This window comes from Maribacter sp. TH_r10 (assembly GCF_033101095.1).
Classification (GTDB): Bacteria; Bacteroidota; Bacteroidia; order Flavobacteriales; family Flavobacteriaceae; genus Maribacter_A; species Maribacter_A luteus.
The window spans coordinates 335,157-359,816 of sequence record NZ_JAWMPY010000004.1 but is presented as its reverse complement, the minus strand read 5'-3'; the positions used below and the strand labels follow the sequence as shown (position 1 = coordinate 359,816).

Annotated in this window: 25 protein-coding genes; 4 read left to right on the top strand and 21 right to left on the bottom strand. The window is 39.4% G+C overall.

Going from position 1 to position 24,660, the window contains the following annotated elements; all coding sequences use genetic code 11:
- Positions 1–473 precede the first annotated feature (473 nt).
- From R3X28_RS12830 to R3X28_RS12780, 11 genes are all read right to left on the bottom strand, one after another.
- The gene (locus tag R3X28_RS12830; RefSeq protein ID WP_317664740.1) at positions 474–953 is read right to left on the bottom strand and encodes a hypothetical protein; all 480 of its coding nucleotides are present in this window, start codon (positions 951–953) and stop codon (positions 474–476) included.
- A 2-nt stretch (positions 954–955) separates the two neighbouring features.
- Entirely contained in the window at positions 956–1,462 is a 507-nt protein-coding gene (locus R3X28_RS12825; RefSeq protein WP_317664738.1) for a M23 family metallopeptidase, read from the bottom strand.
- A 205-nt stretch (positions 1,463–1,667) separates the two neighbouring features.
- Positions 1,668–2,438, bottom strand: a complete 771-nt coding sequence (locus tag R3X28_RS12820) for an HNH endonuclease (RefSeq protein ID WP_317664736.1) — start codon at positions 2,436–2,438, stop codon at positions 1,668–1,670.
- 645 nt (positions 2,439–3,083) lie between these two features.
- The gene (locus R3X28_RS12815) at positions 3,084–3,839 is read right to left on the bottom strand and encodes an HNH endonuclease (RefSeq protein ID WP_154367533.1); all 756 of its coding nucleotides are present in this window, start codon (positions 3,837–3,839) and stop codon (positions 3,084–3,086) included.
- A 392-nt stretch (positions 3,840–4,231) separates the two neighbouring features.
- Positions 4,232–5,467 carry a DUF1566 domain-containing protein gene (locus R3X28_RS12810; protein ID WP_317664734.1) on the bottom strand — a complete coding sequence of 412 codons (1,236 nt, stop codon included), beginning with the start codon at positions 5,465–5,467 and terminating at the stop codon, positions 4,232–4,234.
- A gap of 164 nt (positions 5,468–5,631) precedes the next feature.
- Positions 5,632–6,318, bottom strand: coding sequence for a hypothetical protein (locus tag R3X28_RS12805; protein ID WP_317664733.1), 687 nt, complete (start codon positions 6,316–6,318; stop codon positions 5,632–5,634).
- Between the two features lie 72 nt (positions 6,319–6,390).
- Positions 6,391–6,957, bottom strand: a complete 567-nt coding sequence (locus tag R3X28_RS12800) for a hypothetical protein (protein ID WP_317664732.1) — start codon at positions 6,955–6,957, stop codon at positions 6,391–6,393.
- A gap of 148 nt (positions 6,958–7,105) precedes the next feature.
- Complete coding sequence (locus tag R3X28_RS12795) at positions 7,106–7,507, bottom strand: leucine-rich repeat domain-containing protein (protein ID WP_317664730.1); 402 nt, start codon at positions 7,505–7,507, stop codon at positions 7,106–7,108.
- 90 nt (positions 7,508–7,597) lie between these two features.
- A complete protein-coding gene (locus tag R3X28_RS12790) occupies positions 7,598–8,527 on the bottom strand; it encodes a 2-dehydropantoate 2-reductase (RefSeq protein ID WP_317664728.1) in 930 nt (309 codons plus the stop codon).
- A 209-nt stretch (positions 8,528–8,736) separates the two neighbouring features.
- The gene (locus R3X28_RS12785) at positions 8,737–9,327 is read right to left on the bottom strand and encodes a hypothetical protein (RefSeq protein ID WP_317664726.1); all 591 of its coding nucleotides are present in this window, start codon (positions 9,325–9,327) and stop codon (positions 8,737–8,739) included.
- A gap of 321 nt (positions 9,328–9,648) precedes the next feature.
- The gene (locus R3X28_RS12780; protein WP_317664724.1) at positions 9,649–10,587 is read right to left on the bottom strand and encodes a family 43 glycosylhydrolase; all 939 of its coding nucleotides are present in this window, start codon (positions 10,585–10,587) and stop codon (positions 9,649–9,651) included.
- Positions 10,588–10,817: 230 nt separating this feature from the next.
- Between R3X28_RS12780 and nadE the strand changes: the two genes are divergently transcribed.
- Together nadE and R3X28_RS12770 are read left to right on the top strand one after the other, a co-directional pair.
- On the top strand, positions 10,818–12,755 hold the full coding sequence (nadE, locus tag R3X28_RS12775; protein ID WP_317664722.1) for an NAD(+) synthase: 1,938 nt from the start codon (positions 10,818–10,820) through the stop codon (positions 12,753–12,755).
- A 210-nt stretch (positions 12,756–12,965) separates the two neighbouring features.
- The gene (locus tag R3X28_RS12770) at positions 12,966–13,619 is read left to right on the top strand and encodes a helix-hairpin-helix domain-containing protein (RefSeq protein ID WP_154367547.1); all 654 of its coding nucleotides are present in this window, start codon (positions 12,966–12,968) and stop codon (positions 13,617–13,619) included.
- Between the two features lie 151 nt (positions 13,620–13,770).
- On the opposite strand, the gene R3X28_RS12765 is transcribed toward R3X28_RS12770, so the two are convergent.
- Entirely contained in the window at positions 13,771–14,865 is a 1,095-nt protein-coding gene (locus R3X28_RS12765) for a type I phosphomannose isomerase catalytic subunit (RefSeq protein ID WP_317664720.1), read from the bottom strand.
- 4 nt (positions 14,866–14,869) lie between these two features.
- Entirely contained in the window at positions 14,870–16,132 is a 1,263-nt protein-coding gene (locus R3X28_RS12760) for an Nramp family divalent metal transporter (protein WP_317664718.1), read from the bottom strand.
- Between the two features lie 472 nt (positions 16,133–16,604).
- On the opposite strand from R3X28_RS12760, the gene R3X28_RS12755 reads away from it, so the two are divergent.
- Positions 16,605–16,886 carry an EF-hand domain-containing protein gene (locus tag R3X28_RS12755; protein ID WP_317664716.1) on the top strand — a complete coding sequence of 94 codons (282 nt, stop codon included), beginning with the start codon at positions 16,605–16,607 and terminating at the stop codon, positions 16,884–16,886.
- A 182-nt stretch (positions 16,887–17,068) separates the two neighbouring features.
- Positions 17,069–17,716: a hypothetical protein gene (locus R3X28_RS12750; protein ID WP_317664715.1), complete on the top strand. Its 648-nt coding sequence runs from the start codon at positions 17,069–17,071 to the stop codon at positions 17,714–17,716.
- Between the two features lie 145 nt (positions 17,717–17,861).
- Here the strand turns inward: R3X28_RS12750 and R3X28_RS12745 are convergent, their stop codons facing one another.
- From R3X28_RS12745 to R3X28_RS12710, 8 genes are all read right to left on the bottom strand, one after another.
- The gene (locus tag R3X28_RS12745) at positions 17,862–18,770 is read right to left on the bottom strand and encodes a helix-turn-helix transcriptional regulator (RefSeq protein ID WP_317664713.1); all 909 of its coding nucleotides are present in this window, start codon (positions 18,768–18,770) and stop codon (positions 17,862–17,864) included.
- A 16-nt stretch (positions 18,771–18,786) separates the two neighbouring features.
- Positions 18,787–19,548 carry an SDR family NAD(P)-dependent oxidoreductase gene (locus R3X28_RS12740; protein WP_317664711.1) on the bottom strand — a complete coding sequence of 254 codons (762 nt, stop codon included), beginning with the start codon at positions 19,546–19,548 and terminating at the stop codon, positions 18,787–18,789.
- 175 nt (positions 19,549–19,723) lie between these two features.
- Positions 19,724–20,581, bottom strand: coding sequence for an SDR family oxidoreductase (locus R3X28_RS12735; protein ID WP_317664709.1), 858 nt, complete (start codon positions 20,579–20,581; stop codon positions 19,724–19,726).
- A gap of 95 nt (positions 20,582–20,676) precedes the next feature.
- Positions 20,677–21,534, bottom strand: a complete 858-nt coding sequence (locus R3X28_RS12730) for a helix-turn-helix transcriptional regulator (RefSeq protein WP_317664708.1) — start codon at positions 21,532–21,534, stop codon at positions 20,677–20,679.
- A 144-nt stretch (positions 21,535–21,678) separates the two neighbouring features.
- Positions 21,679–22,173 carry a MepB family protein gene (locus tag R3X28_RS12725; RefSeq protein WP_154367566.1) on the bottom strand — a complete coding sequence of 165 codons (495 nt, stop codon included), beginning with the start codon at positions 22,171–22,173 and terminating at the stop codon, positions 21,679–21,681.
- A 47-nt stretch (positions 22,174–22,220) separates the two neighbouring features.
- Positions 22,221–22,655: an SRPBCC domain-containing protein gene (locus R3X28_RS12720; RefSeq protein ID WP_317664706.1), complete on the bottom strand. Its 435-nt coding sequence runs from the start codon at positions 22,653–22,655 to the stop codon at positions 22,221–22,223.
- A 23-nt stretch (positions 22,656–22,678) separates the two neighbouring features.
- The gene (locus R3X28_RS12715; protein WP_317664704.1) at positions 22,679–23,389 is read right to left on the bottom strand and encodes a LytTR family DNA-binding domain-containing protein; all 711 of its coding nucleotides are present in this window, start codon (positions 23,387–23,389) and stop codon (positions 22,679–22,681) included.
- Positions 23,389–24,519: a sensor histidine kinase gene (locus R3X28_RS12710; protein ID WP_317664703.1), complete on the bottom strand. Its 1,131-nt coding sequence runs from the start codon at positions 24,517–24,519 to the stop codon at positions 23,389–23,391. Before R3X28_RS12710 ends, R3X28_RS12715 begins: the two co-directional genes overlap by 1 nt.
- Between the last annotated feature and the right edge of the window lie 141 nt (positions 24,520–24,660).

Sequence of the window (24,660 nt, the reverse complement as noted above, 5' to 3'; positions counted from 1 at the left end):
TGCCGCTAGGGCCTAAATTATTTCCAAGGCTTCAATAATTCTTTACGGCCCTATCGCCTGCACTACAGAAGGAGATCGACCCCGAAATATACCATCTAAAGTTTCGGACAGTTCGTTGTAAATCAATGTTTCTATTTGGTTGGGAAGTTTATCTAAAATTTTCCCGGCCTATTTTCAATTTCGCAGTAAATCAAGGGATTTACACATGGAATGGAGGAAGGTGTCCATAAAGCATTTCACGCTAGTGAAAGCGGCCTGGACGCTGTGGCAGTGGGAATTCCGTAGATTTCAAGAAAAGGAAAATCAGCCTAGATTTTTTTGAATACCCAGCCACTTTATCTCGCTCACAATTTTCAAGAACATATCTTGAAAATTATGCCGTATCAATGGAAAAAAGTATTGAAATAAAAGGTTGGGTAAATTGGTTAATTACTATACAATTTTAGTATTATTCACAACGTTTGGGATTGATCCTAGGCTTTGCTTTCGTAAGTAGTGATCACAAAAATGATCAAGGGGGAATCCCCTATATTTTTAATACCGTGAAACCCACTGCCTCTCATACTGGTAATGTTCCCACGTTCTACAATATAGGTTTTTTCGGGGCTTTCCCAATTGTCCTTTTCCAAGTATTGTCCTTTCCCGGAGATGATCACATACAGCTCTTGTTCCTTTCGGGAACCATGGGTATGGAAACCAACGGAATCCTTGGAAGTAGGTAAGATCATATAGGCCCCGATTCGGTTATGGACCAGCTCTTCTTTTTCCTCGAACATTTGTAGGAGGTAAACGGTGCCATCGCCCCCGTACATCTTGGGTCTTTTATCGTAGCGTATGACCCCTCTGGGCTTTTTGCCAAAGTGGATGGTGTTGAGGTGTATATGTTCTTCGATGAGGGCTTTGAGATACGCTTTTTCACTTTCGGATACGTCTTCTCTTTTTGATGGAGTCATAATTATAAATATGCTATGGGGTTTAAATAAAACATTTTTTTCCAACCTTGTTTGTCCGAATCCATTCTCCAGACATAAGGAACCATGGTTAAAATGGAATAGTGTAAGTGTGGTGATTTTCCGGCAGCATTACCACTGGTTCCAACGGTTCCTAGGGTTGATTTTTTATTCACGAAAGTAAATGATGACGTTTTTAGGGCATTCAAATGGGAGTAATAATGGAGTCTCCATTTGGGTCCTAGGACCAAAACGATTTTTCCGCCCATGGGTATTTCCCCAGCATACAAAACCAGACCGATAGTTGAAGCATTGATGTCGGTTCCTGTTGCGGCAAAGATATCCACTCCTTTGTGGGTAACGGATTTCCCCCAAGGGTAAAACCAAAATGAGTTTGGGTTATAGTCCGAATTAGTTGCCCCTTGAACGGGCATTTTTAATTGCTGTGGAATCAAAAAACCGAAGATCAGGAGGGTCAGTATAACGAGTAGAACCTTTTTTCTTTTTCTCAATTGCGTCTAGGTTTTTGATTAGTTCGAATCGTTTAAATAGATCGTGTATGGCATTGTGGAACATGCTGTGATTAAGCCGTTACATCGTAGTATAAAGGTACTCATTTTTGGTTGTAGGACCATACAACTGGTGAATGGGAATGGTGTGTTCGTACTAAATCGTAGTGGATGGAAAGGGAAGGATATGGAGTGTTTTTTTATTTCCTTAACCTAGAAATCTATTTTCATTATGAAATTTTAAAAATTCTATGTCAGGTAAAAATTTAGAGGGCAAAAAAATATCTCTATTATTATATTGGAAAAAGTATTTTTCGAGAGAATCGGTTTTTTTTTGTTTCAATAAAGTATTTGACACTTTGATTTTGTAATTGGGTGTTATTGTAATTAAACCACGTTCAAATGCCTTATCATGTAGGGCATTGATGGCAATTCCGTTTCTAGGATTTAATCTATTTTTCTTATCGGTACTCCAAGGTTTTATATGGCCAGCGATTAATAGTTCACTTTGGTTTAAACCAGTAATACAGCAAGTGTTATTGTAGGATGCTAAAATGGAGCTACGAAAAAAAGCTTGATTTACTCTCACTTCAATTACTTGTTCTCTTGTTTTTCCTTTGGGAAGATTATCTAAATCAATATTGTTAAGTTCTTCAATTGTTTTATTTTCAAATTTTGATAAAAGTTTTTCACTCTCATAAGGCAATTCCTCCCAGTTATTGTAGAATTCATTCCAAATAACCTTATCCAATTTACTTGAATTGGAAGCGCCTTTAATTCCTCTTGCTTGTAAACTTGGGTCAAGGCTAGCAAAATTCACTAATTTATAAGCTATAGAGCTTGGTGTTCTGCCAATCAACCCTGCTAAATGAACAACTTGTGGATTTGACCTGTGTAATCTGCCAAATGGGAGTTTGCAATAAAGGTTTATTGCTAAAATCAATTCATTTCTTGTCCAAAGTTTTTGACCTTTTTTCATTCAATAGCTTTTGTAATTTCTATTGTTTGTCGTTTGCAGATTTTCTAAAGCTAGTTCATAACGGTTAATATAACAATCATAGCTCCGCAAGTGCGAGCGTCACGCTCGTACCTTTCCAGATCTTATTATGGGTGCTACCTTCAAAATTACATTATGCCGAAACATTCAATCGTTAACTATTCTTAAAACTATATTTTCTTGTACTACTGTACCTTCAATCAATTGGCGCTGATACAAAACCTTTATTCTACCAAGTTATTGAAATTGTATTTTATGCTCATTTCTAATTTTTACTTTATAATTATTTAGGCCTTGTTAAAATCCTTCTTACGCTTACAGGCACAAGCGTGACGCTTGCGCCAGCGGGGATCTTACCTTATAATTTGAAAAGGCATACAACTTATTCTGCAATTTTTACTGTTGATAAAAACTGGTCTAGGTCATCTTCGGTACTAAAATGAAAATCACTTTCAGTTTTATCCTGAAAAAAATGTAATAAATCCATTTTACATTTAAATACTCTAAACGAGTTTCCTTCATAATTATAAACAAAGAAGATTTTGTTCAAATCAACCTTTGATACAAGAACAGTTTCTATTGTTCTAGAGGCTCTTAAATATTTTAGGCTTATTGTTTGGAAATTATTCATTTGATGAAAATATTTTGATAATGATATTCCAAAAAATCTTGTGAGGGAACAAATCTTTCTGGTTTGATAATATTTTGATTGTCATATTTTATAAAAAAATCGTTTACGGATTTTTCTTTTGAATAATCATCAAAATAATCTGAAACTTTGATTTTGAAGTCTGGTGTAACTGTAATGAATCCTTTGTCAAACGCTTTGTCGTGAATTGAATTTAGACATAATCCGTTTTGGGGATTTGTTCTATTTGCTTTGTCTTTTGACCAAGGTTTTATATGACTAGCAACTAAAAAATCAGGAATGGATAATCCTGTAATACAGCACTTTGAATTATAAGTCGATAATATTGTACTTCTGAAAAAATTCTGATTTACTCTTGACTTTATTGTAGTTTCTTTGTCTTTTCCTTCAGGAAATGATTCAAAGCTTCCTGTTTCAATTTCGCTGTTTTGAAATTTAGCGATCAATAGTTCACTTTCGAAAGCTAATTCCTCCCAATTTCCATTAAAATCATTCCAAACTTCTTCTTCAAGTTTACTCCCATTAGACAAACCCTTAATTCCTTGTTTTTTTAACTCTGGGTCAAGTCTTCCAAAATTGCCAATCTTCATATTTAATGCAGAAGGTGATCTGCCAATTATATCGGCATATTTTATAACGGTTGGGTTTGTCTTACTACTACTTTTGAATGGTATTTTACAATACACATTAAAAGCAATGATGGTTTCTTCCCTTGTCCAATTGTTTTTTGTCATGCTCTTATGTCAAGATGCGGATTTAAAAGGAAATCTTTAAAGCCATAAACCGAATTAAAAGTAGAATCATAAATTTCCTACAATTAAATGAGGTAAACAAACCCAAATAGATAAACCCAAAAAATACCCGATAAAAGGTTAAGGTTATCTATATTCGATTCATCGTCAGGGTTTAATCGTTTTATTTTATCTTATAAATATCCAAACAATATTTTACACTGCCTTACAGATATCTGTAATGGCCATACCTTTTTTTAGCAGTGACCGGTGAATCACCAATGGGCTCAAGAAGTAACAAAAAGAAAACCGCCCTAATGGGCGGTTGTCTTAAGTATAATTTCATCAAGTAAGTGGTAGGAAATATTGGGTGCCCTTTCTGTAAAAAGACGGTTTTAATGGGTCTCTGAGCCCGTCCCTATATCACGAACGCATCTGACATAATTGTACACATAGCGTACATCGCCCTGGGGTCCAAAAAATTCGGGATAGTCATTGCTATCCCCACTTTTGGGATCGCTTCTTTGGCATCCTGCCCCGTGAACATCCATCAAAGTTTCGTTCATCATCCCTTGGCCCTCACCAAAGGCAATATAAACGGCACTGGCATACGGGTTTGCCCCATCTAAATGTGTTGTGCCCGTCCAAAAGTATGGGTATTGGCCTGGGTTGCCTTCGGGGTCATTGATTTCCGTCGTGTCAAAAATAGGGTCTATGGCGGGGGAATTCGTTGTTTGTGGTGATCGCGTATAATCAACGATACTCTGAAGTTCCTTGGCATTGGGCAAACGCCAATCGGAATGTGTGGCCAATTCAAGATTTTCGGCATAGGCCAAAGCTTCCTCCCAATCCCTGGCCACCCCATCATCGGCCTTTTGCCACATTAATCCTGTAGCATGGTCACTTACGGTACCATCGCCATTATCCACAAAAGAATTATTGCCATAGTCGGTATTTCCCCTCACCATTCTAAAATACATGGTATTGGCACTTCCGGTAGCCTTTTTGTATTTTGGATAGCCCTTAATACGCCCATCCACAAAATTAACACCGAAAATGGTTTCATCGGAATTCATGGTCAGGCCTACATATTCGGTCGATGACCAAGTCTGTGCATCGATCTCCCGTTCCCCGATATTTACATCCCCTAGGGGTTGATCAAAATAATCGGTATCGATGAACATCTCAACCGCTTGTTCCCCCATGACCTGACCGGTAAATTGGATCAGGGAATACAAATCTTTGATCGTTGGTACGCGCCAATCGGAATAGCCGCCCAAAGTGGATGCCTCTGCTTTGGCCATAGCTTTCTCGAGGGTGAGTTTTTCCCCCATGTCCTGTTCCCAAAGTAATCCGGTAACGTTGTCGGTAATGGTCCCATCCCCATTATCGGTGTATGATGGTGTGTTTCCGGTGTAATTGGCGTCTTGGCCATAAAAGGCATCGCCATCCGATAGGGCGGAGGTTATCGCCAGATCGGTGTAGAAGGTTTCCACGCCGGTATCGATGATCGCATAGCGATAACTTACATTCGTTTGTTCTTCTTCTCTATCCTGTGAAAGGGCTTCGTTCTTATCACATGCCAATACGCTTAAAAAACAAGCAACAAACAATACTTTTTTTACCCTCATTTTTACAACCTGAAACGGATTAACTTCCTTACTCTACTCTGACACTTATTTTTTTGAAAGGTTTAAAAGTTTTATCAAGTTTTGGTATTTATTTTGCTTTTGAAGGCACTACTTGTGGAACGTATCGCATTGATTCTTCAAGGGTATTTTTGTGCAGTCCTCTCTTACGCATCCCATTCAGGTTTGTAAGGGTCTATATTGAGCCCAACGTGACTTAATGCCCAAAATGTTTGGTCGGCCTGGTCCAGCCGGTATATAAAAAGGGTATAGGTGTCGGTAGGGTTTCTCACGAACCATAAACCTAAACCGACCTTGTTCAGAGCGAAATTATAATCTTTTAAGACATGGGTATAGCTTACGGTAACATTTTCCGGATAATCGGATACCTTGGGCAATTCTGCCTTGATGTCATTGAAAGCCAGTCTTTTTTGGATGTGTTGATATAGCTCCTCTATGCCCGCTTTCCAATCCAAATTAAAAAAATGGAAGTATTCCGGTTTTACCTGTTGGTCCATGAGTTTGGTCAAATAATGGAAACCTTGGTCATTTGGTTTTATGTCTTTGGATTTTACTTCCTCTATATTGGAAAACAGTTCATCCAATCGCTCCTTAGGGCACCCATGTATGAGAAAATCGGAAAGTTTTCCATAATCGTTTTTTAGGGTATCCAATTTTAGTTTTGTTGTACGATGTGGCATGAATTTATCTTCTTTTTTGGCCAATTGGATTGCTTTTTGTGGCTGTACGTTCTCTTTCGGTAAACTCTTGCCGGAAGCGAACAACCCTTTCATCTTATAAAAAAAGAAAGCGACAAGGGCTAAAACGACTATACTGAATATAACAATGCTCATACGGGAATATTTATGTGTTTTTGGTTAAGAACCATCTAGATTAAAAAATAGGTTCGTTGTACGGTGAACGTTTTATAGGTGGGCATGGACAATGACAACAGGGCTTTCAAGAATCCCTGCTATTCGGGTCAGGAAATCCTCGGTGAATGTCGGGGGCCAATTATAAAAACTGATTCCGACATTGCTAAAGGCCCATCTAAATTGCGATTCGGAACTGAACCTATATGCTGAAATAGGGGCGATGTTGCCACAATTTTCACACTTGAATTGTCCGCTACCCCCTTTTGCCCACCGATCCATGGTTTCGGCCCAATTGGTACCGATTAGATTTTGTTGGCATTTTGGGCAAAGCACTTCGTCCAAACCATTGCTATACCCGTGAAATACGGTTCGCTCCGAAAAAATGTCGATATGGTTGTTATTTGTTCCTTCCACTTGGTTGAATTCATCCCCACAGCTTAGGATCTCCCTGTAATTTGGGCCAGGGGCAAATCGTTTAAATGGGGCTGTCGGATGGTCCTTCAGTTCGGTACCGATCACTTTGTGGGTACTTAAATACCGGGATAGTTGAGAGGCAACTTCGGCCGGATTTTCATATTCCAGTACTTCGGGAACAAACGAAACGATGGATTCACTCATTGAATATTGATTACATATGACCACTAAATATAGCCACTATATTCGATGATAACCAAACTTTCGTCCATTACGCAGTATAATAGTGATCATAGGCGTATAACCATAAGCTGAAGTGTTCGGTATTTTAGTACTTGTCGATTTTGGATTTTTAGGGTCGGAATTTGATAATGACCTGCAAATGGATCATTTGATTATTTACATACAGCGTATCACCCAAATCCTCAGGGAGTTGGCCTAAATGATTTCCACCGATTTCCAGTACCCTTAATTTAGGTAAAGAAATAATGAATTCCGGGATGGTCGTTAGATTATTGTGATGTAGCCTTAAATACTCCAGATTCACCAATTGGCCTATCTCTTTCGGAAGCTCGTTCAACCCTTGGTCCCTCAACTGTAATCCCTTTACGCTTTCAGGGTTTTTTAAGGCCTCTTCCAAGGAAAAGTAGACGGTTATAGTGCCAATTTCGGTGTCCCATTCATCATGGGTTTTCTTTTGGGAATGCACGGTATGGAAAAAAAGGAGTAGGCAAAACAAAATAGTTGGTTTCATGAAAATCGGGTTTAAAAGTAGGTCAACCTTGTTTAAAGTCAAATCACGGTAATCCTACTTCTTTATTATGTTTTTCAATAATGTTTTGATCTATGGCTTTGGTTTTCTGGCTTTTATTTCCATGGGTAAAATGCAGTGGTAGACAAATTTATTTATAGGGGTATCAACGCCATATTTTTCCCCGAATTTTACGACTGTCCCGTTTTGGTACTCAATTTCGGAGGGTCGGCCTTGCCAAACATCACGGGTTAATGATGTCGTGGATTCATACGGGAAGGAATCTATGAAAGCCATTGTTTGGTCCACAATATCCGATTTAAGATGTACCCCGACTTTTTGAGATAACACATAGATTTCGGTAAGTAAATCGAACATCATTTGTCTTGTCTCTTTAAGCTCCATTATCTCGCCATGTGTTGTTTTTGTGATGGCTAACAGGCCACTGACACAAATTGCCAAGAATTTTCCCCAAAGAGCGGATGTGATGTCATTTGAAATTTCCGAACGTATACCCGCCTTGGTAAAAAGGGCTTTTAATTCTTGCGATCGTTTAGCGTCCGTATCAATAAGCTCTCCAAATACGATAATTGGATCTACTCCGAAATGGTTGATGGTTCCGTGGGATTCTATTTTGGAAATTATTCGGCATAACCCACCAAGGATATGTTTTTCGTCGATCGTTTCTTTTAATTCCTCAGAGGCCAAGATTCCATTTTGTAACGGTAGAACCATACTGTCATCGTGGATAATACTTTTTAAATCCGTACTGATTTCCTTGATCTGCCATGCCTTAACACAAAGGATGATCAAATCGGATTTTCCGATTTTTGGAATACTATCGGTTGCGGTTACATGGTCTACATGGAAATCCCCGAGAATACTTTTTACCTGTAATCCGTTTTTTTGTATTGCTTTTAAATGTTCCCCTCGTGCCAAAAAGGTGACATCGAACCCTGCTTGGGCCAATTTAGCACCAAAGTATCCGCCTACACCGCCTGTTCCGATTATTGCAATTTTCATCTAGTTACTATTTTCGTGGTATTGAGCCCCTTTTTCGTATATAAAGCAAGGGGTATCATTGAAGCTGATATCATTCACATGCTACCAATTGTAAATTTCTGACAATAATCAGAGGCAAGCAAGTTAGGGCTGATATATTTTGGGATGAATATCGTCCTAAAAGGTGACTTGGGTAGGGATTAATTCGCTGTTGGTTTAATGGTTGAGGCTCAGTCGCAGTATTTTTTTCTTAACTCAGCCGCTTCTTTATCGGTTTTGTAGCCATGAAATAAAAGTCCATCTGTGCAATTTATTCTCTTTTCAACAATTTGCTTTATGATGAACCTTTTGTATTCATCCGTCTTATTGAATCTTTTTGGAATTAATTTGATTGTTTTTTTCGGGTCAACAAGTTTTAGTTTCTCACTTTTTACTAATTCAAAAATAGTATTTTCCAGTTCCTTCAGATGAATTTTGTTTTCCAGTTTAAAATGAAACCCATACTCATTGGATTTAGTTTGTAACTTTATATGGTTACGTATTCCAAGGCTATTTTGTTCATTGGGATTTCTGTAAATCAGATTGATTCTTTCTCCATAATAGGCTACAATTCCTATCTCTATATTCGTAATCTCGTCGTATTTGATGCTAAGTGAATAATCGAGGATAATTTCATTTTCCTTAAATTCTATATGCCCGATATTTTTGGATTCTATCCTTTCGAAATCATAATATTGATATACATATGAGCTTATGAACGGAATTATGGCAATCAGGAAAAAAGGAAGGGCTACATCGTGGATGTTGTCAAAAAGAGGCATTTTCTCATTTAGAAAAATCAGAAAAAATATACAAAAGAATAACAACAAGGAAGTCCAAAACAATTGTTTGGTAATGGATGGTTTATCCTTGATTATTTGATATTTATAAGCTGTGAATTTCAATTGGGATTTAAAGTAGGTTGTGAAACATAAGAACCTCTGCCAAAACAGTATTCGTACTCTAAATTTCTGATATTATTCATAGGCAAGCAAGTTAGGGCTGATATATTTCCTGATTTCAAAGTCTTGCAAATAAGAACCATAGTACACTATTGGTTATTCCCCATCATTACACCTACGCAGTTATGGATATCCGGTTAATTATTTCGTTGGAATTACGGGTTGAATGGTACCGTCCTCATTGTAGTACAGTTTGTCAAAACATATAGATCGTCGAAAGGGGTGTGGGCTCCCTTCATGCCCCCAACCGAATTTTTCTTCTACCTCGGGGTGGTTGCGGTAATATAGATCTGAATTGTGGTAGAACATATACCATTGCCCTTTGTATTCCACTATCGAATGGTGGTTGGTGCCGCTGTTCATCTTAGGGAGTATCACACCTTTATATTCAAAGGGTCCCAGAGGGTCGTCACTCATGCAGTATTTTATTTCACCACTTGTCCCAACATAGGAAAGGTAGTATTTACCGTTGTACTTATGCATCCAAATAGCTTCAAAAAAGTCATCGGTTCCCTCGAGCAAATGCACTTCCCCGTCATAAGAGATCATATCCTCGTTGAGTTTTATCGCATTTACGACCAATTGACCCATGTAGAGATAGGCTTGCCCATCGGTATCGATAAAAACGGCGGGATCTATAAAATCGCGGTTACAGACCACTCCTTCCGAGTTAATGTGTATCAATGGGGCATTCAAGGGGTCTTTAAACGGTCCGGTAGGGGAATTACCTACCGCGACCCCGATCTTACTTTGTTCCACAGGATAATAAAAATAATAGTTACCGTTTCTTTGGATGGCATCCGGCGCCCAGGCCATTTTTTCGCCCCAGTTGATATCCTCCAAGGAAAAAGCTACCCCATGGTCCGTCCAGTTTTGCATATCGGTGGTCGAAAACACATGCCAGTCCTTCATAAAAAACCATGTGGCATCATCTTCATCATGTGAAGGGTACACGTATAAGGTATCGTTGAATACCCTCGCCGAAGGGTCGGCGGTATACATATGGGTAATAAAAGGGTTCTGGGCGATAGCGCTATGTATAAGTATCAGGAAAAGAATAGTGGAAATGCCATATTTCATGGTGTCTTCGGTTTTTTTGGTGTACGAGAAAGTGTAAGGGTTGAACGCTTGGTCCTTACCGGTTTACTACCTTAAATTTCTGACAATTAATCGGGTTGACCACATCGATAGGGATTAATTTTTAAAATAACCGATAAAGGGTAGGGGAAGGTTATTGCCCTTACCTTTCCAGTATGTACCGATTCCTTACTTTTGTAAACTGAAATACGTTTCCTTAATCCAACACAAGAATGACCGATAAACTTACGATAGCCTTGGGACAAATGGATGTGGTGCCCGGCCGACCCCGATTGAATGTAGATAAAATGCTAAGCATGATCCAAGAAGCAAAGGAGCGATCCGTTGATCTGATCTGCTTCCCCGAAATGTGTGTGGGCGGTTATCTATTGGGCGATAAATTTCTTGAAGATGCTTATTGCGAGGAGCTCATGAGTTATAATGAGGAACTTTTGGCGGCCAGTGAAAACATTGCCATTGCCTATGGAAATATTTACGTAAATGAGTCGAACGAAGGTTATCACCCCAATAAAGATGGGCGTAGTAGAAAATACAATGCCGTATATGTGATGCAAAATGGCAAATATGCCGAGCGTGTTCAGGAAAACGGAATCTTGCCTGTAGGGGTACAACCCAAGACCTTGCTGCCCAATTATCGGTTTTTCGATGATGAACGCTATTTTTTCTCCTTACTCGATGTCGCCATGGACTATGGAAAGGAACTCGGGGAGTTGTTATCCCCATTCTTGATTTCGGTAGGGGATAAAAAAGTACCTGTGGGAATGGAACTGTGCGAAGACCTTTGGTGCCATGACTATAGGGCCAAAGGAGAACCTATAAACATTACCAAAATACTCATTGAAGCCGGGGCCGAAGGCATTGTAAACCTATCGGCATCGCCTTGGACCTTTATGAAGAACAATGCGAGGGACAGGCGGGTGAAGTATTTAAAAGAACAATCAGGGGCTTTTGTAAAGTACTATTATGTAAACTGTGTAGGTGTACAGAACAACGGAAAGAACGTGATAACCTTTGATGGGGGATCTACGGTCTATAATGAAGAAGGGGATCCCTGTATCTTATCCAAAAAAGGTTGGGAAGAGGATTTAATGATCATTGATGAAAATGCTTCGTTTTTCTCTAAAGAACGGCCAACGGGAAATACGATCAGGGAAAAATACCTTGCCATTTTCAACGGACTGAAAAATTCAAGGAATATGTTGGGCGATGACCCCCATTTTGTCATTGGTCTGAGTGGTGGTATCGACAGCTCTTTGGTCGCGACCCTCTTGGTTCTGGCCTTTGGGAAAGACAAGGTCGTTGGGGTGAACATGCCCTCCCAATACAATAGTGATAAGACCAAAGGGGCCGCAAAGGCCTTGGCGGAGAATTTGGGAATCGAATATCTGGTTCTTCCGATTGAGGACATGGTAAAGTCGAACACCCATATTTTACAGCTGGACGGGAAACCGTTAAGTGAATTCAATTTGGAGAACGTACAGGCGAAAATACGTGGGGCTTCCATACTTTCGAACCTGTCCGCTAAATACCGATACTTCTTTACCAACAATGGGAACAAAGTGGAAATTGCCCTTGGGTATGCCACCTTGTACGGCGATTGGGGAGGTGCGATCACCCCCATTGGTGATCTTACCAAAACCGAAGTGGCCGATATGTGCCATTATATCAACGATGAGGTCTTCGGAAAAGAGATTATCCCCGAACTATTATTACCCGATGCTCTATGGCGATTCGGGGAAGAACAGATACAACCGACCGCCGAGTTGAAAAGCAACCAGGTAGATCCCATGAAATTCGGTTACCATTGTCGGTTGTTGGAAGAAGCGACCAACTTTCAGAAGAAAGGCATTGAGGATATCATGACCTGGTATGTGGAGGGCAACCTTCATGAAAAACTGGGAATAGGGATGGAAATGATGCTGCGATGGAATATTGATGACCCCAAAGAATTCTTAAGGGACTTGGAATGGTTTTACGATACCATACAACGTAACGTTTTCAAGAGGGTACAGAGTCCACCGATCATTCTCACGAGTAAATCCAGTTACGGTTATGACATCAGGGAATCGATCTTACCGGTATTGAAGACCAAAAGGTTTAAAGTATTGAAAGAACAGATACAGGCGATGGATACCTATAAGGCCAAGTAGGGCGATGTTTGGTTTACATCAACCTATTTTGTAATGCACTACCTGTGTTTTAAGTGGTTATATGGTTTTTAGTACTTATTCCTTAGAAATATATCACAAATGTCACCGGTACTTTAACCCCAAAGGATAAATTATTCAAATTGTTGCGTTAATCTTTTGAATAGGAGCAATATCTATGTTACTTTTATAGTACTATTAAACACTATAGAGATGGCATTAACAAAACACACAAAAGGATCTTATACTGAAGTTACGTTCACAATTGCGGAGCATGAGGCCCCAAGTACGGCCCCGATTCTTCTTTTGGGGGATTTTAATGATTGGCAGACCAATGACAGTTCTTGTCAGATGGACAAAGATGGAGGCGCTTATGTAAAGCGTTTGAAACTAAAGAACGGTAAACGATATGAGTATCGTTATTTAAGTGAGGATAAAGGATGGTTCAACGACCATGCGGCGGATGCCTATGTGCCTTCGCCTTATGACGGAATAGATAACGGGGTGGTAGATTTGACCGCTGTGACCGAGAAAAAGAAGGTCGTAAAAAAAGCGGTAAAGAAACCCGTAAAGAAAACAGCCAAAAAACCGGTTAAGAAAACCGTGAAGAAGGCCAAAAAGGACGATCTGAAAAAAATTGAGGGGATAGGTCCGAAAATAGCTTCTATTTTAACCGATAAAGGCATTGGTACTTTTAAAAAACTGAGTGGGGCTTCGGTAAGCAAACTTGAAGGGATTTTAAAAGAAGCCGGACCTCGATATTCCATGCACAAACCAGGTTCATGGCCTAAACAGGCTAAATTGGCCGATCAAGGGAAATGGGACGAGTTGAAAAAATTACAGGATAAATTAGACGGAGGTAAATAATCGTCCTTGTCGTAACAAACAAAAAGCCCCAAGAATTTTCTTGGGGCTTTTTGTTTGATGTTTTGTAAATAACAACATGCATCGATTTATGAAGTGCTTCCTTTGACCGAACTATTGAAATATGCAACCTAATCCCTAAAGGTCAAGTCTTCTAATTTGGCGGATAACACAGCAATAATTTGGAGTTTATGTCAGATTTTAAGGTAATGTTTTCTATCGCCGCGGAGATGAAGATTTCATCACCTTGCGCATAGGAATATTCTTTTCCGTTACAAAGTAGTGTGCCTTCCCCTTGGTACACCACGATCACATAAAAGCTTCCGTTTGCCTTTACCGTATATTCCCCGTCTAGATCCAGTTCACTAAGACCAAAGCAATCGGTATGTGCTTTATTGAAAATCGTGTTGAAGGTAAACCCTTCCGAGGCTTCTACAAGTTCAGGTTTCACCTTCCATTTGTCCATAGCCTCTTCGAGCGTATAATCGTCATAGTGGAAACAATCGAGCATCGTTTTTTCGCCCACTCCCTGATGGATCAGTTCATCGGTTATTTGAAGTCCGGCCGGTGTGGTTTTTTCAACCCGCATGGTATAATCGGTAGGTTCCTGTACTTCCATTAAAAAGCAGCCACTGCCGATAGCATGGGGTACTCCGCCATAGATCATAAAGGCGTCGCCCGGTTTTACCTCTATTTTATGCAGGCTGTTCAACATACCTTCTATATCTTGATCATAGAAATAGCCTTCCCACTGTTTCCGGGTAACCCCTTTCTTGAACCCCATATAAATGACACTTTTTTCACCATCGATTTCGCGGGTGTTCAGAACATACCAGGATTCTGTTTTTCCGAAGGAGGAATTTAAAATATCCTTGGCATAACGTTTATCGGGATGCACTTGAATGGTTAAGCGCTCTTGGGAATCGAGCATTTTTATCAATACCCCTGTTGTACCGAATTTTTCGGCCAATTTTTCACCTAAGTACAATTGCTTGTCCGAATCTATCAAATCTTTTAGAGGCAATAGTCCGGATGGGGTTTCAACTTTGGTAAGTCCTTCGTCCACAGGTCGATTCTTGCCCCTGGCGGTTACGGTGGACATGATCCATTCTTCGGGAAAACTATTATCTACTTCAGGAGAGTCTTTTTTCCAGCGATCGATCAAGGCACCGCCGGAATAGGTGCGCCAAACCCTATTGGTAACTTGTTTTAAAGGTATATGGGCGTATTGTTGTAAGTCTTTTTCCATTTTTTTAATTCATTAATTCTATTACTCCTTTAATTCCGGAGACCGATGTAAAAATCGCGAACAATAGGATAAGTGTCAATATAATATTGGAAACCTTACCCGCTTTATGTTCGCCCATAAGGTCTTTGCGATTTACCAGGTAAAATATACTTATCACGGTAAGGGGCAATATAATCGCATTCAACGCTTGGGAAATGATCATGACGAATACGGGTTGCGCATTGAATATGGGAACGACCAAGCCCAATAACGATATAAGAAAAACGATAAGCCTGTATTTTGGCAAACTCATATCGCGTTTGGTTTCATTATAGTCACAAATGAGCCAAGGTAGCATCAGGATATTGGGGAATTGTGAAGACACACCTGCAGAAACTATACCCACGGCGAAGATCGATGTGGCAAAACTGCCGGCCAAAGGTTGCAAAAGTTCGATCATTTGTGAAGCTTTGGAGAGTTGAATGCCCTCTACGTATAAAGTGCCTGCGGCGGCGGCCATAATGGATCCACTGATAATGAACATCAGGGTCACCGAAAAAATGGCATCGTTCCGTTGTTTTTTTATATCGGCCAATACCCAACCGGCTTCTTTTACCAAGGTCGTCCTAATAATGAAAAGACCTGAAAAAACCGTTGTGCCTATCAAGGAGGCAATAATCAAAAACGGACTCTTGTCACCACTTATCGTGTCGGGTACTTTAGGAATAAGTCCCTTTAAGATTTCTATGGGTGGCGGCATCATAATAAAAAAATTGAGGATAAAGCTGGCGGACATAATGGCTACAATCACAGCTAAGGCCCTTTCGAAAAATTCGGTTTTACCGTTCCAGAAGATGAAATAGACCAGCGTTATAAAGAAAAGGGCGAAGTAGAGCGGTGATATGCCCCCATCCACAATGGTTTTTGACCATTCGTAGCAGATGTCGGCAACAATGCCCATAACCCCCATGACACTACCGCATACCCCAACGGTCAAGGCAATGATAAAGAAAATACCGACGGCAGGATGAATGTGTTTTTTAAAGGCCTGTAGGGCTGTCTCACCGGTTACCAAGGTATATCGGCCGTAAAGGTTGATCATGAAATAAGTGGTAAGACAAGAAGCGAGGATCGTCCAAAGCAAAGACATGCCATAGTCGGCCCCGGCCTTTGCCATCGAGGTAACGCTACCTGTACCAATATTTAATCCGAGTAAGAAAATACCGGGTAAAAAAAGTGCGACGTAGGCGGAGAGTTTAGATCGCCAAGTTTGTTTTTCAGATTGCATTTAGGATTTTTTTATCAAAAAAAATTAAGCATGTGGGTCGGTTTGTCGTGTTACTTACATTATGCCTGTGAATTGTTTAAGCAAACAAGGTATGAAGATAGTCAACTATGCTGAATTAGGGTAATAAGACCATGTTTTAGTAAACGGTTTTTTGTTACGAAAATAACGATTGGGAACCCTGTTATTTAATAAGGACCTGTTTTATGCAGCCTCACTTATTCAGGAAGCGTGGGCATCTTGAAGATAACTGAAAAACCTCTTGTATGTTTCAAGGGTGCAAACTTGGTTAATAGGTCGTATTTCACTTGTTCGTTCTTCGGGGGTTTGGTAAGGTTCAAAGAATTCTACCTGGGGTAAATCTTTCGTAGATAAAACCTTTCTATTTGTCGGGGAAAGGCTCTAATTCGTTGATTGTGTTCTTGTTCTTAAGCTTCGGAAGATTACTTTGCGTAAAAATTTTAAAAACATTCAAATGAAATCGAAATATATTTTAATGGTCATGGCATGTGCATTTTTCGTAGTTGCGTGTAATGGTAAAAAATCACAAAAACGGCAGAATGATCAAGAACCACCTTCCGCCGATGAAATTATAAAACATATGGATAAAAATGAGGATGGAGTTCTTTCAAAAGAAGAAGTACAAGGTCCGTTGAAGGAAATGTTCGCGGAAATAGATAGTAATAAAGACGGTTCCCTTTCATTGGAGGAGATTGAAAAAGCGCCAAAACCAGAAGGAGGAAGGCCACAACGATAAAGGGAATTTTTTTAAAATCCTAACGGGGCCATGCGTACAGTTCCCTCCAAGTACGGCGTTGCCCTGAAGGGATTGTAAATATCAAAGAGGAAAGTGTTGAGGAGGGTTTAATATTTGGAGACAAATATGATGGAAGGAATTTTCAAAGCTGAATGAAGTGAAGAATGATTTAAATGATACTTATGTTCGGTAGAAACAGTAAAATATTGCGATTGCTTGTAGTAGGACTATGGCTATTGGTTCCGATAACGGTATTGGGCTACTCCCATCCAGAATCTAGTACTTCACTGTTTCAGGGAGAAAACGGTCAATGGATTCTCGAGATTCGGGCTGCACGTTCTGCCTTTGAGCAAGTGGTACAAGAAGAATATACGGTAGAAGGTTATTGCCCTCCCGAAGCATTTGAAGAATTGATTACCTCCTTGCTTTCTAAACACCTATCGCTTTATTTTAATGGTAGGAGCGTTACGCTAAACAACCCTATGGTCACTTTGGGAAACGAAGTCACCGTGAATTATAAAATAGATGACCCCGGCCAATTAGAAACCGTGGATATCGAAAACACGTTTTTCCGACATATATACAATAGTAGAAGTGCTATGGTCGTATTGAGAAACGGGATGGAAAGAAATCTACTTATATTAGATAGGAACAACGATTATATTGCCCACTTAACAATGGAAAATGACGGATTTGCGGTGGATGACGAACCCTATGGTATAGTGGGCAATTTTCAAAATATACTTTTTATAGTCGCTTTTGTGGTAACCTTAATGGCATTCGGATTGGTGGTGGGGTTAAAGCCTTTGCGTATAGCGAATGTCAGTTGATAAGAACCTAAATCCCTTACAACCGGAATACCGAAAAATTCAATCAATAAAGGGAAGTTTATTTTATGCATTCCTTTACTAGGGTACTTCCAATTTTGATATTATGATTGGCGAAAAAGGATGGAATATGTGTAGCGTAGACCTTTCAATTAAAACTGGTCCTAAATTTCATCGGTGATAGCTTTACTTTCTTTTTGAATAACTTACTAAATGATTGGGGGTGCCCAAAACCCAAACCGTAGGCTATTTCACTTACCGTTAGTTCGGTGGTGGATAGTTTCTCTTTCGCTAAGGCAATCAATTTTTCGTGAATGTGCTGCTGTGCGCTTAGGCCAGTGAGCGATTTAAGTAAATTACTTAAATAAGAAGGTGATAGGTTCAATTGATCGGCAATGAATTTGACCGATGGTAGCCCATTCTCAACCAAGTTTTCTTCCTTAAAATATGTACTCAATACTTTTTCGACCTGGATCAGTATATTATGGTTGCTTTTCTTGCGTGTGATGAATTGACGTTGGTAGTAGCGGTTCGCATATTGCAATAGTAGTTCAATCTGCGCAATGATGATGTGTTGGCTAAACTGATCCATATTGCCCTCTATTTCTTTTTTGATATTTAGAATGATACCTTCAATAAGGGTTTCTTCCTTTTTGGACATAAAGAGCGCCTCATTAATGTCGTAGTCGAAAAAATCATATTCCTTAATGGAGTTTGCCAAGGTGGTATTCCAAAAAAAATCGGGATGAATCAATAAAAGCCAACCAGAGGGTTTTAGGTTTTTCTTATTATTAGGTTCAATACTTAAACGCTGCCCTGGTGAGATAAAGGATAGGATTCCTTCGTTAAAATCATATTCTTGTTGTCCATAGCGAAGTGTGCCTACTTTTCTTTTTATTCCGATTGAATAAAAATCGAAGGTCCAATGTTCCCCGATATATTCGGGAAGAATTTTCGTTTTCCCATAATCGATAAGACTCAACAAAGGGTGTATTGGATTAGATAGTCCCCTAATTTTATGAAATTCGCTTATTGATTTTATTCTCCTGATTTTCATGGTTTAAAGGTACTGATTATAAGAATATGCCACCTGAAACCTCAATGCGTTGGCCATTGATCCACCCAGCCTCAGGGGCGCAAAGGAAAGCGACCACCCCACCGATATCCGAAGCTTCCCCAATTCGGCCCAAAGCCGTAAGGTTTGCGATCGCATGTCTCTTTTGTTCATTCTTCTTGTTCTCACCACCTCCAAAGTCGGTGCCAATGGCGCCCGGAGCAACAGTGTTCGCTGTGATTTTTCGGGATCCCAGTTCTTTCGCCAGATATCTGGTAAAAACCTCGACGGCCCCTTTAGCAGCCCCATAGGCCGATGAACCGGGAAAAGAAAACCGTGTTAGGCCAGATGAGATATTAATGATCCTTCCACCATTGTTCATCAGCTTTAGGGCTTTTTGGGTCAAGAAAAATACCCCTTTTAAATGAATGTCGATCATTTCATCAAAATCATCTTCTGTTGTTTCCAGAAAGGGTTTATAGATTCCTGTCCCGGCATTGTTCACCAAAAAATCAAAATGCGGCGTTCCGTATTCCTTGTTCAGGTAATCCGAAACGTTGCTAAAGAACGCATCGAATCCATCACTGTTGGCCGTGTTCAATGGAAAAGCCTTTACTTTTCGGTCGAGTGCCCCGATTTCGGCAACAACATCGTTTGCAGCGGAAAGGTTGCTGTTATAGGTGAAAATAATGTCTGTTCCTTTTTTTGCCAGCGTAATGGCCATATCCCTGCCTAGGCCACGACTGCCGCCAGTAATTAATGCAATTTTATTGGTTGTCATTGGTCTTGAATTTTGTTTTAGCTAAAGTCAATAAAAATTACAGTCCATAAGTAGCCAAATCATAGGTTGTTGTAGGCAGAACCATGATTGATTAATTTTTGGGCCACAGGAGGTAGATAAAAAAAAGGGTCAACCAAATTATTGGTTGACCCTTTTTTATTTATTAAACCGGATTTTAGACCGATGCCATGTCCAAGGCTATTTTAACGGATTCAGCGATTGGCGTAGTAGGTCTACCCAAAATCTTTGATAATTGATAGGAATCATCAAATAGATCGTCTTTTGAGGCGCTAACGTCCCAACTTGCCAAACCTAAAGCCAAACCATCGGGTAGACCAATGTTTTTAAGGATATTGGCATATTCCTCTTCAGAAATGTTATTGTAGGGAATGGTTTTTCCACATTGTTCGGAGATTATCCCCGCCAAATCCTGTAAGGTATAATAAGAATCCCCAGCCAGCTCATAGGTTTTTCCTTTATGGCCTTCATCGGCAATTACGATGGCAGCTGCTTCTGCATAGTCCGCACGTGGGGCAGATGCTATTTTTCCCTTCCCTGCACTTCCTAGAAAAGCACCTCCTCCTATTGCTCCGGGAATTGATGCGGTGTAGTTCTCTGAATACCATCCGTTACGAAGAAGGGTATAGTCAATACCCGATTCCTTCAATGCTTTTTCCGTGGCCAAATGTTCTCCAGCCAAGTTAAGACTTGAGGTTTCCAAATGTAAAAGACTTGTATAAACGATCCAATTGACCCCTGCCTCTTTTGCTGCATTTATGATATTGATATGCTGCTCTGTACGTTTGCCCAATTCACTTCCCGAAATGAGTAGTAAGCGGTCGATTCCTTGAAGGGCATTGGTCAGGATTTCAGGTTTACTGTAGTCAAACTTACGGACTTCAACCCCTAGGGCCGATGCTTTTTCAGTATTTCTGGCCAATGCGACGATACTATCCGATGAAACCCTATTTTTCAATTGTTCTACAACAAAGTTCCCTAATTGGCCCGTGGCCCCTGTTATTGCAATTTTCATAACTGTGTTTTTTAATGTTTAAATTTTACAGTTCAAAAGTACAGTGGGAGGTAAGGGTTGAAAAGGTAAAAAACTGCCGTCGTATGGTAAAATTGCTACTGACGTTGTTTTTGGTAATCGGTGGGCAACATGTTTACCCTTGTTTTAAAGTATTTCGTAAAATTCGTAGGATCATCAAAACCTATTTCATAGGCAATTTCTTTTATGGTGAGTGTAGAATGGACCAATAAACGTTTGATTTCCAGTATAACACGGTCCTCGATAAGTTGTTTTGCGGTAGTGTTCGTATATGATTTTAAGGCATTGTTTATTTGTTTTGGGGTTACGTTCAGCTTTTGGCAGATATCAGCAACCCGTATTTTGTAGTTGACGTTTTCATCCAATGTTTTTCGAAACCTCATGTATAGGTTGAGCGAGTCGTTACAGACAATTTCAACCCGTTCCCGTTTGTTGCGTTCTATTTGGATCAGAAAATTTTTAAGCAGATTGCGTTGGTATTCACCCGAGTCAAAAAGTAATCCCTTTTGTTGTTCGGTAATCATTTCCTTTAAGAGTGTCAGTACTTCCTTATTCGCGATATGGCTTTGTGGGTTAATAGCATGGTTGAATATAGTATAGTCGTAGAGGTAATGATAATCCTGTTCTTCCTTGATCAGGAATTCAGGCGTGAAAAGAACAGCATAACCTTCTAGCTGTGGGTTATTGGAAAATCGTTGTACTTGCCCCATGGCAACCGGGATAACCGTGTTTTCGGCATAGGCAATGGTTTCAAAATCAACTTCATGGATCCCACGTCCCTTGATGATAACAATAAGCTGATAGAAATTAAGGCGATGGGGGTCATATCCATTCTGGTCGGAGAAGTCAATGACTTTTTTTAGGGGGATTACCTCCAAACCTAAATTGGACTGATTGCTTTCAAAGTCAAATTCGGAAATTATTTCTTTGTCCATAAATGTAATTCAAACGGATATTTTTTTGAATGGCCTATATCAAATGACTAACTGTTTTACCTTCCCATTTGGCCAAATTTCCTATAAAAAGGAGTAGTAAGCAAATTAGGGTCATGAAAATCTTTATTTACTAAAGTGAAACAATTAATTGATATGGTATAAGGACATTACCCTGTTCAAATCCAATGAGCCATTGATTTCATAGAAATAGTCCAGTTGCCATTCTTGTGTTTTTATGGCCTGTTTATTATTGGCAATGTCCCATTTGGGATACACTCGGAATGCTCTTTTCCCTTCTTTGGTCTCGTTGGAGATAATACCATTTTTCAATAGTACGGATTTAGGAAATACGAATTGCCCTAACCTTTTGTCTGTACGTACATTCACCGTCAACAAATCAAAATTGTCGGTATGGTTAAAAGGTTCTATGGGTCCTATGCCTTGGCGTTTCCAGAAGGTAACGAATTGTCCGGCTTTTTTAGGGGTGATCTTGGCACTCCTGCTTCTGATGTTCCGTTTGTTCAATTTAAAGTTGCAAGCGCCATATGCTTTGCTTTCGGGTTCTAGAATCAAATCGGATAGTACAAACTTAAGCTGGTCGTAAATATGGATTTTTATTTGGGAGAGGTTCTTGTCCATTTAATTTATGCGCTACAAGCGTGAATTTAAAATACAAAGAGTTCGGTTTATCTGCCTAGAAAATCCTTTAACCTTTGTTTTATGAAATAGTTCCACCCCCCAACACAACTTTCCCTTTTGAACTCGGGAACATTTGTGGGGAAATCTTCAACGATTTCCATAGTGACTCTAAGGGTAACCCTATTCTTTTCTTCAATCAATTTAAAAGTAACGAAAGCATCTCCAGGATATTCGGCATATTTCCAGTTAAAGGTAATGCTCTGGTACGGTGTTACTTCCGTTATTTCCCAAAGATGGGTGAAAATTCGGTTCTCGTTTTTTACAACAAACCTGGTCTTAAAACCGACGACAGGGGTAAACCCGTCGATATTATCGAAAAACCAATGCTTCATTTGCCCTACCTCGGTCAGGGCTTTCCATATATCCTCAACGGGACGCTTAAATTCCTGTTCAATGATTATGGGAGAATCAGTGGTTTTCATGGTTTTGTTATTGCTATTTAATTTTATTGATTGTTCAATATTTTTGCCTTTACATCATTTAAATAACTACGTCCTATAGTATAGCGCGTATTGTCGATTTCGAGACTATTGCCCTCAACCACTTGTACTTTGTCAATACAGATAGTAAATGATCGGTGAATACGAATGAATTGATCCGCTGGTAGCTCTTCGGTAAAACTGCTCAAGGTTTTATGAACGATATATTTACCCGTTGTGGTTTTTATTCGTATATAATCCTTTAAACTTTCCACGACCACTATTTCGTCCAAATAGATTTTCTGTAATTTCTTTTTGTCGACCTTGACAAAAATACTGGGGTGGTCATTGTTACTGTTGCGTTCTACCGTTCCGTGTGATTTTTTCAGTTTTAAGATACGGTTGACCGATTTTAAGAACCTGGGAAAAGGAATCGGTTTTACCAAATAATCAATGACTTCCAAATCATAACTTTCCAAAGCGAATTCCTCATGTGCGGTGGTTATGACGATCATAGGGGCTTCATGCAATGTTTTCAGGAACTCCAAACCATCTAAAATAGGCATGTTGATATCCAGAAAAATAATATCTACACTATGGCTCTGTAAATAGGTAGATGCATCCACGGCATTGGAGAATGTATCAACAAGTTCCAGTTCTTTAACCTGTTCTATATAATTCTTTATTACATTGATGGCCAATGGTTCATCATCTACAATAATCACTTTTAATTCCATTATACCTTTATCTTTAATTCAACATGAAATACATTGTCCCTCTCATAAATCTGTAGGTCATAATCGTTTTTGGCATAAGCCAATTCTAACCGTTTTTTTACATTCGATAGCCCTATGCCACCATTTTTGGAGGAAGGTTTTTTCTTCTTTCTTTTTTCAGGAATGGTATTCGAGACCTTGAATAAAAGAACATCGCCTACGATTCTGATATTGACATCGATATACATTTTCCCAATACTTTGGCTGGCCCCGTGTTTAAAACAGTTTTCAATAAACGTTATAAGCAGCATGGGGGATATTTTCTTGTTCTCCAGATTGCCTGAGAGATTCATGTTCACCACCAAGGAATCATTAAAACGTATCCGTTCCAAATCTATGTAATTCTGTATACAATCGATCTCTTTTTTTAGGTCTTGTTTTGGTTTGTTCGACGCATATAAGAGATAGCGCATCAATTCCGACAGTTTTAGTACGACCTCCGGTGCCTTATCTGATTTTTCCAGAGTAAGGGAATAGATATTGTTCAAGGTGTTGAAAAAGAAATGGGGAGAAACCTGTGATCTCAAAAATTTTAATTCAGTGGTCAACTGCCGTTTTTCCAGATCGTGCAATTTATTGGTTTCCCGAAGCCAGTCCGCGGTGATTTTTATTGCTGTCACAAAGGATACCACGTACAATTCCCCGAGCATAGTGGTTATGGCATAGTTCAAGGTTAAGGTGTTTACAACCTCGGTCGCCTCTGGCATTACATTGGTACTGACGAAATAATACGTGAGATTGAATTTGACCAAGAGCATGATCAATAATGAGCCCAATACCAAGAGTGCGTAAGAGACGTATTTTTTATGGTAAACATACTTAGGCATAAGGTAATACACATTAAAATAGGAAAGGGCAATGTGTATGGGGAAACCGATAAGGTTTGTCTTTAAGGAATAGAGTAAATCACTATGAACATGACTCCATCTTAATGTGTTGAAAATAAAATAAATAGACCAAAATGTAATGTGGTGAACATAAGTGATGTCATAATCTTTGGACATCTTTTTCCTGAAAAAACCATTAACCCGTTCGTTTACGGGGGCATGTTTTTGTACAGGATTTAGTTCATTTTTGATGACGTTGGGCATTTGTCTGTCGTTGTTGGTCTAAAAATGTTCGGTTTGTAGTAAAAAGTACAAATATTTATGATGTCATAATTGCGGGGGTAAGTTACTTAAATTTTATAATAATCCTTCCAATTATGATATTCCGAAGTGTTTTATCCGGAT

What these genes read in the sequence shown, in the direction of transcription:
- R3X28_RS12830 (WP_317664740.1), bottom strand. Translation starts at nt 953, where the DNA reads ATGACTCCATCAAAAAGAGAAGACGTATCCGAAAGTGAAAAAGCGTAT.
- R3X28_RS12820 (WP_317664736.1), bottom strand. Translation starts at nt 2,438, where the DNA reads ATGAAAAAAGGTCAAAAACTTTGGACAAGAAATGAATTGATTTTAGCA.
- R3X28_RS12815 (WP_154367533.1), bottom strand. Translation starts at nt 3,839, where the DNA reads ATGACAAAAAACAATTGGACAAGGGAAGAAACCATCATTGCTTTTAAT.
- R3X28_RS12810 (WP_317664734.1), bottom strand. Translation starts at nt 5,467, where the DNA reads ATGAGGGTAAAAAAAGTATTGTTTGTTGCTTGTTTTTTAAGCGTATTG.
- R3X28_RS12805 (WP_317664733.1), bottom strand. Translation starts at nt 6,318, where the DNA reads ATGAGCATTGTTATATTCAGTATAGTCGTTTTAGCCCTTGTCGCTTTC.
- R3X28_RS12800 (WP_317664732.1), bottom strand. Translation starts at nt 6,957, where the DNA reads ATGAGTGAATCCATCGTTTCGTTTGTTCCCGAAGTACTGGAATATGAA.
- R3X28_RS12795 (WP_317664730.1), bottom strand. Translation starts at nt 7,507, where the DNA reads ATGAAACCAACTATTTTGTTTTGCCTACTCCTTTTTTTCCATACCGTG.
- R3X28_RS12790 (WP_317664728.1), bottom strand. Translation starts at nt 8,527, where the DNA reads ATGAAAATTGCAATAATCGGAACAGGCGGTGTAGGCGGATACTTTGGT.
- R3X28_RS12785 (WP_317664726.1), bottom strand. Translation starts at nt 9,327, where the DNA reads ATGCCTCTTTTTGACAACATCCACGATGTAGCCCTTCCTTTTTTCCTG.
- R3X28_RS12780 (WP_317664724.1), bottom strand. Translation starts at nt 10,587, where the DNA reads ATGAAATATGGCATTTCCACTATTCTTTTCCTGATACTTATACATAGC.
- nadE (WP_317664722.1), top strand. Translation starts at nt 10,818, where the DNA reads ATGACCGATAAACTTACGATAGCCTTGGGACAAATGGATGTGGTGCCC.
- R3X28_RS12770 (WP_154367547.1), top strand. Translation starts at nt 12,966, where the DNA reads ATGGCATTAACAAAACACACAAAAGGATCTTATACTGAAGTTACGTTC.
- R3X28_RS12765 (WP_317664720.1), bottom strand. Translation starts at nt 14,865, where the DNA reads ATGGAAAAAGACTTACAACAATACGCCCATATACCTTTAAAACAAGTT.
- R3X28_RS12760 (WP_317664718.1), bottom strand. Translation starts at nt 16,132, where the DNA reads ATGCAATCTGAAAAACAAACTTGGCGATCTAAACTCTCCGCCTACGTC.
- R3X28_RS12755 (WP_317664716.1), top strand. Translation starts at nt 16,605, where the DNA reads ATGAAATCGAAATATATTTTAATGGTCATGGCATGTGCATTTTTCGTA.
- R3X28_RS12750 (WP_317664715.1), top strand. Translation starts at nt 17,069, where the DNA reads ATGTTCGGTAGAAACAGTAAAATATTGCGATTGCTTGTAGTAGGACTA.
- R3X28_RS12745 (WP_317664713.1), bottom strand. Translation starts at nt 18,770, where the DNA reads ATGAAAATCAGGAGAATAAAATCAATAAGCGAATTTCATAAAATTAGG.
- R3X28_RS12740 (WP_317664711.1), bottom strand. Translation starts at nt 19,548, where the DNA reads ATGACAACCAATAAAATTGCATTAATTACTGGCGGCAGTCGTGGCCTA.
- R3X28_RS12735 (WP_317664709.1), bottom strand. Translation starts at nt 20,581, where the DNA reads ATGAAAATTGCAATAACAGGGGCCACGGGCCAATTAGGGAACTTTGTT.
- R3X28_RS12730 (WP_317664708.1), bottom strand. Translation starts at nt 21,534, where the DNA reads ATGGACAAAGAAATAATTTCCGAATTTGACTTTGAAAGCAATCAGTCC.
- R3X28_RS12725 (WP_154367566.1), bottom strand. Translation starts at nt 22,173, where the DNA reads ATGGACAAGAACCTCTCCCAAATAAAAATCCATATTTACGACCAGCTT.
- R3X28_RS12720 (WP_317664706.1), bottom strand. Translation starts at nt 22,655, where the DNA reads ATGAAAACCACTGATTCTCCCATAATCATTGAACAGGAATTTAAGCGT.
- R3X28_RS12715 (WP_317664704.1), bottom strand. Translation starts at nt 23,389, where the DNA reads ATGGAATTAAAAGTGATTATTGTAGATGATGAACCATTGGCCATCAAT.
- R3X28_RS12710 (WP_317664703.1), bottom strand. Translation starts at nt 24,519, where the DNA reads ATGCCCAACGTCATCAAAAATGAACTAAATCCTGTACAAAAACATGCC.